Below are 12,824 nucleotides of genomic sequence, written 5' to 3' on the forward strand. Positions count from 1 at the left end.
GGAGAGGACTTGTTCTCATTCGCGCACAGACCACCCTTTCGCCGCGTAATCCATTACCGCCCGGTGTCAGTCACGATCAGACACCTCTGATAGCGTCGCGCGCCCTGAGGTCGCGCGGTCACCAGAAACTTCCCCCGGACAGTTTCTCGATACTCAACACGGTGGTAATAGCTACGCCGCACAACACTCAGCATGGTTCACTCGTTTTCTTCGGCAAATCGCTCTAAAGCATCTTTGTATCCGATATCTGATGGGTATAACAGCAGTTTAGGAGACATCTCGTAACGGTATGTTTCCCATACCTCCCGGCCGGTAAGGAAATCTAGCTCGTAATCCAGCAACTGGATCACAGGACCGGCCTCGGGCTGGATGGGTACACGCCGGCCGATCTCCTCTGTGATTTCTTGTGGTAGGCGCGAAATAACAGCGCCACCCGAATGCACTAGGAATGATTCCTTCGGCCCATCCTCGGATACAACAACCTGAAGAACACTTTGTTCTGGGTCTACCAGCTGACCTATCAGGGTCGGACTACTCCGTAGCGAGACAACCATGTCACTCCAGCGGCGGAAGGTTTGAAGACGAATACGGAGTTGCGAGAGCGACTGTTCGATAGGCGAAAAACGCTCCCACTCACCCCGTTTAACGAGTTGGGCTTCACCCAAGAGCGCGATGGTCGTGATTGGAAAACGCGAGCGACTTGCGAAAACCTCGTTCTTAACCCAATCCTGGAATTCGAAAAACGCCCGTTCACATCTCTCAATCTCCTCACGGGTGACTCTTTTCCCGCCGTGGATTACATGATTTCTTGGCTCAACTACGAACTTAGTCCATTGTCTAAACGGTTCCGGCTCATCGCTCGGACCAAAAGTGGAACCTCTTAGGAGGCTCAGCGCTTTCTTCTTCATAAGCGAAACAACCGATTCTGGTACAGGGGTTCCCCCTTTTTTCGCTTTGGCGCGGCTTCGGAGAAAGAACTCTGACGCTTCATGGGGCGTCGTCTGTTGTTCCCACAACAGATGTTGCACTAGTTCGTCTATCGCTGATTCGCACGAGGCTGCATACAAAATCATTGCGATCTCATATTCACCGGTTTCTTTCTGTTGACGAATTGCTTCTTCGAGCAGCTCCGACGACCGAACGAAAGGCCCCCTCTCAGCATGGTTGATTAGCGCAGCCTCGATCCAAAGATCCAGCTCATCCGGCTGCGGGGGATGCGTTGAAACTACCGGTCGGGTTTCCCTTAGCTGCATCCAGCCATCGATCTTTAGACGTGTCAATTTTCCGGGACGGATTTCCCAAGGCTCAAACAATCCTATTCCGACTGGAAGAGCACTTGGTAGAAGTTCAACGCGCACCTTTGCAAGTGGCATTTGTAGCGCTAGCGACAAAGCACCAATCCATTCATTTGCCATTGCCACCGCATGCGAAAAGGCATCCTCCCGATTAGAACGCCTCCCCCAATCGCCGATCTTGCTAAACCTCTGGCTAACAACAACCTCAAGAACCGTGACAGGTTTACTAACTTGGACTGCTGACGGGGCGGCGACCCGTTGGGTAGATGCAACCCGGGTAGCGATAGACGCAAATACGGCTTCCTCAGCAGTACCTGTCGTGTCCTGCGCAAACACTTGGTGGGCGATAATCGCGACGCCATCAGGGAGCTCCATAGCTTCTCCCAGAGAGCTGTATATCATTCCAGTCGGTGTCTTTAGTGTGACTTTCCCATGTGGAAGAGGCAACACATCCAGAAGTGGTAGAAAGAAGTGCCAGGATGCTACTCTCATCGTCCCTTCGAGACTTTCCCCTCACGTAAAAACGAAATCAACTCCGGCCGGAAGAACGGCAAGACTCCACGGCCATACAATTACTCGCAGTCGATAAGTAGAACGTTACTCCCGCACCATCCCCTCAAACCTCTCATACGCCTCCCGCATATCCGCCTCCCGGTCCAACTGCCTAAACGGGTACTCGTACACGTACTCCACACCCGACTGCGGATGCGTCCACGTCCGATCCGCCACCGACAACTCCGCGTCGTCCTTCAACTTCGCGTCGGCTTTCACAATCTCCTTCGGCACCTTCCGACCATTCGTATCAAACCGATCCTCCTGGTCATAGCGACGCATCACCGGAAACTGCGTCCGATAAATCATGCACAACTCATCCGCCGTCACACCCAACGACAACGCCACAATCGCATCAATCTCAACCTGCGCCGCACGCCGCTCCTCATCCTTACGCAAAGGCGTATCGACGTACCAAGGTTCCCCCACAACCTCTTCCCACAACGGGGCATAGGCCTCGGTGAGGCAGTTGAGCCGGAGATACAGGTTCCGTGCCTTCGTCATCAACGGGTTATCAGCGGGAAGAGGAATCGTCCGAATGATCGCATTCGATATATGGGCAGAACCCGCCGATCGGACAGCGAAATCAGTGAGCAACGTGCTCATCACTGTTCCGGCGGCTGCAGTTTCAAAGACGGATGTTGACGCGCACGAGTTTACGGCGTTCACATGGGCAGCCCCGGGCGGGATTATTGCTGGGTAGAGCGTGCGATACCCAGTTGTAGCTGCCATTTCACGCCACGCAACGCGAAAGAAATCCTTCGCCGAGTTCACCTGATCGCCATGCTCGAATTTTGAATAGTCGAAGTCATACGTCGGCTGCGCATCCCGGTCCGGTTGGTAGGCCGTAGCCGGAATGAAATCAGCAGCCATCGCCTCGAGATCGATTTCAGACCAATCCTGGTTGTGTTTCAGAGTGGGGTTTGGCTGTTTGATCATGGGAGTTGAGACCCCAAGGTGGGGCCCTTGGAGAATCACGTCATTCCAGGAATCAGGGTGTTTCCACCCTGTATCGAAGTATCCCGCCTTCTTGTCGGCGGATTCGTGCCAACCTGCGGAAAACTGTAGCCCCAGTTGCCCGATACGGGGAGCGGAAGCAAGCTTCTCGAGTACCTCAGCGGCTTCGGAGTTTACGGTGTATACCATGCGAGCCTCGATAGACGGAACCGATTCATCCTCAAGAATTGAGTGCCAGACTTGCAAAGTGTGCTTGTCGACAATTTGAAGCCGATCACGATGAGGTCGAAGGTCCCAGTTGTAATCGGGATCTTTGATGCCAGGAAGGTCCCCAGTCCCATCATGATGGACTGAATCTTGAGCGGTTGCCGGGTGGTACATGCGACCGGCCATGACGAATTTAGGCCCCTCGAGTTGAGATCCGTAGAGGTGCACACCGTAGACCACGTGATCGTCGATATCGAACAGCATGAGTGCGTTGATGAACTGCCAGTGACGCCTCAATCGCAGATATGCGCCTCGACGCAGGCGAGCAGCCTTCTTCTCTGTGAAATGGGACTCCGGGTGAATGAGCGAGATAACGCCTTCTGACGAGGTATTTCCCCAGGTGCGTTCCATGAATCCACGGTAGAGATCTGGCTGCTGACCAGTGAGGTGCGGATATCGGGTCACATCGGTCAACACCGCAGATGTCGCTACTGACTCGCCGAGACCTCGGTACACGACTTCGCGAGTCTGCCCATCATCGTTCCACTGCTCCCGGCGCGCTTTCTTCGCTGCTTGCGTCGGCTTGTGTGCCAGTGAGAACCACGGATCGGCTTCGGAGTACAGAGCATCCAGATCGGTACGTGGCCGCACCCACGGCGGGTTGCCTACCTGCAGGTCGAAACCCTCGCGGGCGAAGACCGCGGCGAAGTCGAGGTCCCAGTGGAAGAAGCCTTGGTCGGCGGCGACGGACTGCACCACGTTGAGCCACGGGTGGTTTGACAGCACGGTCTCGATCTTGCGGGCGCCGGAGAGGCCTATCTCGGTGCGCTCGAGCTGGACAAGCTCGTCCCAGTTGGTAGCGCTGGCCAAGCGGATCTGGCTGGCGTCGCGGGCCTGGGTGTCTACGCCGAGGATGTCGGTAAGCGCAGAGAGCCACTCGTCCAGGTCCGGCAGCTCTTCCGTTGCAGTGAGGGGCCAGAACGTCAGGGCGTTCCAGGCGTCCATGACTAGGCGCAGGCGGAGGTAGGCACCTTCGGCGTCGTGAAGCAGCTCCCGCTCAATCTGTTCGCGGCGGACGTTCTTGGCGGTGTGCTCGGTCTCGCGGCCCCACAGATCAATGTCGCGGCGGATCTGGTCCTCCGCGATACGCATCTTCGACAGCGTGATGGCCCACAGGGACTCCACGCGGGCGGCGAGGTTGGTCAGCTTCTTCGTCTGTTCCTTGGTGGGGGCCTTGCCGGTGACGGAGCGTCTCCAGGCCTTCATGGCGGTGATCTCGTCCTTGGCCAAGGTCTTCAGGTCCTTCGCGTCCGCTGCCGCACCCCAGGTGGAGGAGGGGAGGAGGAATTGGTGGATGCGGCCGGAGGTGTGGATGTCCTTGGGCTCGCCGGCGTCGATAGCCTCTGCGAGGTTTTGTACCGGTTCCCGGCGCGGCACGGCGGTGAGCCACTCGCGCTTCTTCAGCTGCGCGGTGGAGTAGGTCGACCGCAGTGCACCGATGAGCGAGTTGCCACGGCGCAGGTGCAGGCCGAACCACGGGGCCTTGAGCTGGCTGGTCATGGTGTCCAGCCAGAGGGAGATCTCGGCGAGCTCCACCGCGGTGGGGTTGAGGTCCACGCCGTAGACCTGGTGCAGGGCGATGTGGGCCTTGACTTTCTGCAGCTCAACGGCGCGGGTCTCGGGGTCGACCTGGGTGTCCAGCTCGTCCTCGCGTAGCTTCAGGTACAGCTCAGCCAGCTGACGCACCGCTTCCACGGCGAAGGCGCCGGAACCCATGGCGGGCTCGCAGATGGTCAGGCTGAGCACGTCGTCGGATGTTTCGATGCGCCCTTCCTCCTGGAGCACTTCGATGGCCTGGCCAACGGTGAACTCGGTGAGTACCTGCGGGGTGTAGAAGGACGCGGAGCGCTCGCGGTCGCGGCTGGACTGGCGGAACACGAAGGAGCCGGCCGGGTGCTCGCGGCGCACCTTTGAGGTGCCGCCTTCCTCCATCTGCTTGGTCTCCATGACAAAGCTGTCCTGCGGCACGGTGTCCGCGGCGTGGGTGGGCAGCACCCAGGAGCCCTTGGAAGCGTCGCCCTTCGGTGCGACCTCGTAGAGGTCTTCCTGGGCGATGAAGCCGTGGTAGGACATCAGGCCCTCGTAAACCTGGCCGAGCTCGGTGACACCCAGGGTGGCGTAGGAGATGAAGCCGCGGTCCTTGCCGGCGGAGACCTTCGACAGCAGCAGGTTCTGCAGGACGCGGGTAAGGGCGTCGTTGGAGAGCTTGGCTTCGTCGATAAGCGAGGTGGCCTCGCGCTTGAACAGGTCCGCCTCGAGGTTGCGGAAAGTCAGGCCCTCGTTCTGTGCGTCCCGGTCGGCGCCTGCGGTCTCGAGAGGGTCGTGGCCGTCGTTGACCTGGGTGAACAACAGCTGCAGCGAGTCGTAGAGGTGGGTGCCCCGGCGCGCCTTGTCGGTCACTGGCGGGTTGAGAATCTGGTCGCGGAGGCGGTCCAGGCCGTAGCCCTCCACGTACTCCGGTGCGCCGGTGGGCAGGATGGCCAGCTCCGGGGAGGCCTCGGCGAAGAGCAGGAAGAGGATGCGGTACAGGTAGCGCAGCGACTGGTGGGCGAGCTCGTTGCCATCGACGCCGTCGATGGGCAGGTTGTGCTCCCGGCGGCGGTTCAGGACGTCGTTGCCGATGATCTCGATGGACTCGCGCACCGCGTCACGCAGGTCGCCGGAGACCTTCACGGCGTGCTGCTGGGATTCCTCGCGGGTCTCGGCCCACCAGGTGGTGCCGTCGGCGGCGCGCTCCAGGTTCTCGCGGGCGAGGATAACGGCGACGCGCTCGAGCTCGCCGGCTTTCTTGGTGTCGTTTCGCTCCACCGCCAGCTGCAGGTTTACCGCGAGGTAGCGGCCCAGCGGCCAGGACTCGCGCTCGGCGAGCACGGCCCACGCACCGGCGAGGACCACGATGAACTCCGGGGGTTCGGCGGCGAGGAAAAGGTCGCCGACCAGCTTGGATACTTTCGCCTGCTCCGGATCCTTACCCTTCGGGGCGATGCCACCGGTGACGGGGAGTGTGGTCAGGTCTTCCTCGGTGGTGGCCTCGTCGACCTCGGCGCTGACCACCACCAGCGTGCCGGCGTTGCCCACCCAGCCCTGGTAGGTAAACGTGTCCCCGGCGCGGGTGTAGCGCTGCGTGGTGGGGGAGCCGTAGCTGAACGCGGCGCGCACGAGCGCGTCGGTAGGCGATTGCGTCGCAAAGGCTTGTTGCAGCTCGCCACGCTCGGCTTGGAAACGCTTGACGGGGGAGGGGGCGCCCGATTCCTGCTCCAGCTGCGCCCACTCCTTGGTGCGGTTTTTCACGCGTTTGGTGAAGGACTCGCCCTCGTCGGTGGTGAAGTAGTGGTCGCTGATCCATTCATCAACGTTGATGATTGAGTCGTAGGTAGCCATTGATCTACTGCTCCTTCGGCAGGACGAGGACGAGCGGGCGGATAAGTTCACGGTCTGGTTCAAGCGAGGCGATCAGCGCGCGCTCCTCAGCGATCAGGTTCGCGGAGCGGCCAACGCGCAGCATCTGCTGGCTGTCGTCCTTGGCGTGCTGCCAGCGGTCGGCGCGGTCGATCCAGTACTCGATGCGGCTGGTTGCGTGGTTGCGGGCGGCCGCCATCATCGGCTGCAGCTGGTTGCCGGCGATCTCCACAGACTTTGCGACGAGCTCCTGCGCGTTGTCCGGCAGTGTGAGCGTTTCCGGGTTGATGGCGTTTTCGGTCAGATCGATGCCGCGCAACCACGCCACCGGGTCCTCGATGGTCTTGGGCAGCATGCCGCCAGCGACGGTGACAAAGGCGCGGGAGACCACCTGGCCGCGCTTGTTAGTCAGCGTGGCCATCAGCAGCACGGTGGGCATGTCCACCTCGCCCTCGATGGCGGTGATCTGGCCGGACGACAGCGAGGCCAGCGCGCGGTCCGTGGCCCAGTCCGTCACCGGGTGCAGCGGGCCCAAAAAGTGGGCCTTGGGCCACGTGGAACCGTCCTGGCCGGTGCGCGCGTTGCGCAGGATCTCATTGCCCACTGCGGTGTTGGTGGCTAGGAGGAACTTCTCGCGCACCTTGCGGTCCGCCAGGTAGTCCTGGGGCAGCACGTCCAGGCGGCGGCGCAGGTCCTCCGGCGGGGCGAGCTCGGCCACGCCGTTTTTGCCCAGCTCGTAGGCCACGCCGTTGGCGGCAAGCGCCTTCTCCGGTGCGCCGTAGAAGGCCTCGTTCAGCGCATCTTCCAGGTAGGCGATCTCCGAGGCGTACAGGCTCGTCGTGTGCGGGGCATTGGGGTCGGAAACGGGGCTTTCCGAAGGTTCGTCGTCAAGCCCGAAGCCCGACATCCACAGGTCGATGAGATCCTCCTCAGACTGCGCATCCGCACTCGCGACCTGCTCCGGGGACTTGACCACCTCATCGAAGCCGGCTTGGTTCTGGATCACCCGGCGGATCTCATCCTCCTCGCCGGAGACGGTGTGCTTGCCGATGAGCGAGCCGACGTCGCCAAGCAACGCATGCGCCTCGTTCTCGCGGTTGATCAGCTTGGTCAGCACATGCAGCTCGCCCACGTAACCGCCCTGCTTCGTGTCCAGCAGGAGGGCTGCGATCTGCGGGGGTTCCATCTGCCCGTAGCGGTCCACGCGGCCGTTTCGCTGCTGGATGCGGATCAGCGACCACGGAATGTCGTAGTGGACCAGGTTGTGGCACAGCGTGTGCAGGTTCACGCCTTCCGACGCCACATCGCCCGTGACCAGGATGCGCAGCTTGGAATCCTCGCGCTTGAACTCGTCTACGAGCCGCATCTGCTCCTCGTCCGAGAGCCCGCCGTGCATGACCTCCACCGAACCGGCCGGCATCTTCAGGTCCTTGGTCAGGTTCTCCTTGAGCCAATGCAGCGTGGCCACCCGCTCCGAGAACACCACCGCCCTGGTTGTCTTGCCCTTGCCCACGCCGATCTCCTGGAGATAGTTGACCAACGCGGCGTACTTGTTGGAGTTTTGGCGGGTGACCTTGGCGTTGAGTGCTTTGAGGCGTTCCAGGGCTTCGCGCTGATTGGTGTCTGTTTGGGGGACGCGTTTGAGGCGGTTCTCGATGGTCTCTCCCAGCGCGGCGGGGGAGGAGAGGAACGCCTTGACCAGCGTCCACGGGAACAGGCGGTCCTGGGCCGGGTTGGCCTTGGCGCTATCCGGGTGGATCCAGGTCTGCTCCAACTCGCCAGCGACGGCGTTTTCCTCCGCGGAGGCCTCCACCGGGATGTTGACGGGGTCCTTGCGCTCCGCCCACTGCTCGCCGACCACGCTGGCGACCTCGTCGCTGTGGCGGTGGCGGCGGATGAGCAGGCGGGACACGGCGTCCTTGTCGATCTCCCCGTTGGGCAGCACCGCCGTGGGGTCCAGCAGGCGCAGGATCTCCTTGAAGCTCTCCGGGTCGCCGTTGTGCGGGGTGGCAGACGCCAGCAGCAGCGCCTCGGTTGTGGGCGCGAGGGTGCGGGCCAGCTCGTTGTTCTGGGTGCCCACGTTGGTGGCATTGTGGATCTCGTCGATCACCACAGCGTCCCAGCGCACCTTCTCCAGCTGCGCGCGGTACTTCGGGCTCTTCAGCGTGTCCATGGACACGATCACGCGCGGGAAGTAGGTAAACGGGTTGCGGCTGGCCGGCAGCATTTGGCGCACGCGCTGGATACCGGTGGAGTCCAGGCGCACCAGCGGGATGGCGAAGCGTGACCAGAGTTCCTGCTGGAACTGCTCCATGATGTGCTTCGGCGTGACCACGAGGATGCGCTCGCCGCGGCCGCGGCGGATCAGCTCGGAGAGGATCATGCCGATCTCGAGGGTCTTGCCCAGGCCGACGGCATCCGCGATGAGCACGCGGGGGCGGAGGTTGTCGTCGCTAAGCGCTTTGCGTACGGCGGTGAGCTGGTAATCCAGCGGATCCATGAGCATCTGGTCCGCAACCGACAGCTCCTCCTGGTAGAGGGGCACGGGGGTCTGGCGCAGGGTGGTCTCCAGCCACAGGCGCGTGGTGCGGTAGCCGGGGGAGCGGTCCGGGACGACCTCCACCTTGGCGGGGTCGAAGACCTCCACGTCGTCGATGGCGGTGTAGAAGCTCGCCGTGGTGTCGCGGACGTAGTCCGACAGGCCGCGCACCTTGAGCAGGTACCCGTCCACGGACTGGGTGACGCTGGTGATCAGCCACAACTCGTCGCGGACCTTGACCATGAGGCCCGGCGCGTAGGCGGTGGAGTTCGCCGCATTTTCGGTGCGCGCTTCCTGCGTGGGAGAAGACATACTAGGCAGGTTATCCGGCGCGCCCGATGCGGGGGAGGTTTATATCGGACGGGTGTTTGAGCGGGGGTCGGTTGCGTGACGTTTCACGTGAAACGGCAACGATTTTCGGGCGCTGACTAGCTAGCTGGCCGGCTGGTGGGTGTAGCCAGTCTCAGGCGTGTAGGTCCACTGCTCATTGAGATGGTCGATGAAGCTGATTTTGTCCACGCGCCACGTGTTGGCGTACACCACGGGCTTGAACCGCTCGTTTTCGTTGATGGAGACGAGGTTGCCCCAGCCGTACTTCGTTGTCTTGTGCTCGATGAAGAACTCACCCACGGGCAGTGCGACCATCTGGTGCGATTCGTGGCAGGTCCGCTCCTTGTCCTTGCACTTGACCTCCACCCGGAAGTCCTTCACCACCGTCGCACGCGGACCCTTGTTACTAATCACCACTCCCCACTGATTGTCGTCCCGCTTCGCCCAGTAGGCGTAGACACTCATCGCAACCGCATTGCGCCGTTGCTCCTCGTCTTTTTCGCGTTCCTCATCCTTGAACTTTTGGTTGTCATCCCGCATTTTCTCCGCGAGATCATTGGCCTTATTCGAGGTTTTCAGTGCCATGGCCGCCAAAATCGCTGCGGCGGCAGCCGCAATTGCCTCAATCAGCGAGATGATGAAAGTTCCCATGCGGTTGAAGATAAAGGTCAAACGCGGGGCTTGCAGGGCAAGTAGTGGTTAAGGGTACTTTGCCTTACGCGCTCACGAGCTTAAAGAGTGACGCATAAGTGCTGACGCCGAGGTGGCGGGACACTTCGCTATCCGCAATTTGCCCATGGCTCCATGCATGAGTGATCGAGTCGAAGAAACGGCTGCCTACGCGCAAGCGCACCATTGTGCGAAATGGGGGAGCGCCCCCGCTTTCACGCTTGTCGGATGGATGTGCTTCGAGTAACCCGGCCGCGTCTCTAGCTTCTGCGCGTGAGGTGGGGTCCTGCTCCACTGCCTCCAGCGGTGCAATCACCGCGGTCGCGAACCTGTTGCACCAACGCTCGACGTCCGCATGCTCAGAGTGATCAGAGATACCAGTGCGCCCAAGAACAACGTGGCCCAATTCGTGGGCCAAGCTGAACAACTGGGCAGTTTTGGCATCCGCGGTGTTAACAAACACCAAGACGTAGCCGCCGTCTTCGATCGTGAAGCCCCGGAACTCGCCAACGCTGAGCCTCCTCGAAGTGGTGTTACCGACGATCGAGTTTCTCGCCACCAAGATTCCGTCATCTTCCATGGCCGCAGCGAGCTCACTTACCTTGTCGCTTCCCGGGAGGGGCTTGCCCTTCTCGATACCGAGAAGCTCCCGTGCCCGTTCTGCCGTTTCAGCCGGATCATGCTCGACCGTGGCCGAGGCATACATTGTCGGTGGAGCGATATCCTCTTGAGCAGCGAACTCGGCGTACCAAGCGAGCCTGCTCTGGCTCGAACGGATAGTCTCCCGCAAATCGGCACTCACGGTACCCATCGCCTTGTTGCCGACGGTCCGAAAGTCCGTCACACCCACTCGCTCACCCGACGGCTCATCCAACAGCAATCGGCCGAAAGGAATGCGAGCGAGCTTCGAGAGCTCCCTCGCCTGTTTCAGCGTTGGGCGACTCTCACCCGAGTGCCACTGCGGAAGCTTTGGAAACCGCTTCTCCAATTCGCCTTCTGGCAGGCCAGTGCAATCCACCGCCCAAGCAAGCATGCGGGGCTGGATATTGACCCGGACAGCGCTCATCCCGACCTAAGTTCCCGTCTACGCGCTCGCGAGCTTCTGTGTCACCCACGCGTTCAAGGACACACCCTCCCGCGCAGCGTCCATGGCAAGACGGCGGTGGAGGGAACTGCTGACTCGCACATTGAACCGTCCGGAAAAGTCGCGCTGACCGAACGGCTGGGGGATAGGTTCACCGGTTTGCTGCATGTCTGCGATCACCTCGGCGACAAGCGCTCGGAGACCTGCACTCGACCGCTGGGCGTCCTCATCGAGCCAGCTCAAGGACGGAAACTCGGCAACGGTGGACACGTACTCACCGTCTTCCTCAGACCAGAAGGTTTGGTAGGTGTATTTATCCGACAAGCGTTCAGTCATCGTCTACTCCTGCTCTTCTAGCTTCTTCACCGCAGCCAGCACCTGCTTGACCTGGTACGGCTTCGCCTTTCCGTGGCGGTTCTGGATATTGACGCGCGGATCGCCAACCCAGGGTGTCTTGTATGTATCGTGATCTCCGCCACTGTTGGGCCGCTTCTCAAAGAAGTGGTCGCACACCTTACGAAGATCGGCGTAACGAATGTTGTTGCCGGAACGCTGCATCGCGTCCAGGATCTTTTGGATATCGTCCCCCATGGGAACCAGTAGTACCACACATAGTACTACTCTGCAGTCGAATCACAAGGCCCCCACACCGCCTTAAACTCCGGCAACGCCAGCGCCCACTCGAGGGACACGCGCTCCTGCTCCAGTCGCTTCGCACCGGAGGCGACCAGGAACCGGCGGGCGCGTTCCTCGTTGTCGGTGAGGTGGGGGAGTACCCGGGTCGTGTCGCCGGGGTCGGCAACCGCAAGGTGCAGGAAGCGCTCAACCGTGTCCACGTCCATGGCCACGCTGACAACGGGAACCAAAGAACCCTCGCCAGTCAGCCGCGACCGAAGGGCGTTCAGGATGGCGTAACCGTCCGCATCCGCGTCACCCCAGTACAGCACCCGGCGGGCCTCGCGCACCCACGGCAGCTCCGGAAGCGCGCCGGCGGTGTACCCGGAGCCCCACACCAGTACCGCGCCGGACCCTCCGGGGGCCTGGGGAAGGGCCAGGAACGTCTCCTTGTTCTCCACCACGATCACCAGCAAACCGTCGGGCAACGCCAGCGACCCGAACGGCACCGCCACATCCACCAACCCCGGCGCGGGCGCAAGCAAACCATCCAGGAACCGCACCCGTATCAGCCGATCGCCCTCAGCCAGCCCCAGGTCGGTCACGCCGAGCAGGCGCTGCAGCAGTCCACGGTGCGCGGCGATCCACTTGGTGTCTAAGCCCTCGATGGGCACAGCGCGGGCGCGCAGGCCGGACGAAGGTTTCACGTGAAACCATCGCAGAGCGAGGCACAGGCGGGTGAAGTCGTCGTCAGACAACACCAGCCACGACGACCACGAGTGCACCGCCCGCTCCCGGAACTCCGGCCAATCCGGGAACAACCCCACCAACACCGCGAACCGCTCGCGGGCCAGCGCAACCTCCCCGGCGCGCCCGGCCACCTCCGCGATGCGGTCCCACCCGCTCAACGCCACACGCACCGGCACGTCCTGCTTGCCCATGCCAGCCCAGGAGCGGGTGGCCCACTCCACCTCCTCGGCGGGATGCCAGGCCTGCCAGGCGCGGACGAATGCGCGGGCACCGGCCTCGTCCGCGAGGACCTGCGCACGCGTCGGGGGATGGAGGGGAACGGAGAGGGCCGAAGGTTCGTCGAGAAGCAGAAGCTCCATGTTGAACT

Annotated in this window: 8 protein-coding genes; all 8 read right to left on the reverse strand. The window is 61.7% G+C overall.

Features of this window, described 5'->3' with window-relative positions:
• Positions 1-197 precede the first annotated feature (197 nt).
• Complete coding sequence (locus tag CJEDD_RS12015) at positions 198-1,670, reverse strand: hypothetical protein (RefSeq protein WP_157034507.1); 1,473 nt, start codon at positions 1,668-1,670, stop codon at positions 198-200.
• 222 nt (positions 1,671-1,892) lie between these two features.
• On the reverse strand, positions 1,893-6,452 hold the full coding sequence (locus tag CJEDD_RS12020; RefSeq protein WP_273657543.1) for a DNA methyltransferase: 4,560 nt from the start codon (positions 6,450-6,452) through the stop codon (positions 1,893-1,895).
• A gap of 4 nt (positions 6,453-6,456) precedes the next feature.
• Complete coding sequence (locus CJEDD_RS12025; protein ID WP_042409406.1) at positions 6,457-9,321, reverse strand: DEAD/DEAH box helicase; 2,865 nt, start codon at positions 9,319-9,321, stop codon at positions 6,457-6,459.
• 120 nt (positions 9,322-9,441) lie between these two features.
• Positions 9,442-9,990, reverse strand: coding sequence for a hypothetical protein (locus CJEDD_RS12030; protein WP_157034522.1), 549 nt, complete (start codon positions 9,988-9,990; stop codon positions 9,442-9,444).
• Between the two features lie 64 nt (positions 9,991-10,054).
• On the reverse strand, positions 10,055-11,041 hold the full coding sequence (locus CJEDD_RS12035; protein WP_232297764.1) for an ImmA/IrrE family metallo-endopeptidase: 987 nt from the start codon (positions 11,039-11,041) through the stop codon (positions 10,055-10,057).
• Positions 11,042-11,092: 51 nt separating this feature from the next.
• Positions 11,093-11,428 carry a type II toxin-antitoxin system HicB family antitoxin gene (locus CJEDD_RS12040; protein ID WP_042409414.1) on the reverse strand — a complete coding sequence of 112 codons (336 nt, stop codon included), beginning with the start codon at positions 11,426-11,428 and terminating at the stop codon, positions 11,093-11,095.
• Between the two features lie 3 nt (positions 11,429-11,431).
• Entirely contained in the window at positions 11,432-11,683 is a 252-nt protein-coding gene (locus CJEDD_RS12045; RefSeq protein ID WP_042409417.1) for a toxin HicA, read from the reverse strand.
• Positions 11,684-11,709: 26 nt separating this feature from the next.
• On the reverse strand, positions 11,710-12,816 hold the full coding sequence (locus CJEDD_RS12050) for a DUF3322 domain-containing protein (RefSeq protein ID WP_273657544.1): 1,107 nt from the start codon (positions 12,814-12,816) through the stop codon (positions 11,710-11,712).
• Between the last annotated feature and the right edge of the window lie 8 nt (positions 12,817-12,824).

This window comes from Corynebacterium jeddahense (genome assembly GCF_028609865.1).
Lineage (GTDB): Bacteria > Actinomycetota > Actinomycetes > Mycobacteriales > Mycobacteriaceae > Corynebacterium > Corynebacterium jeddahense.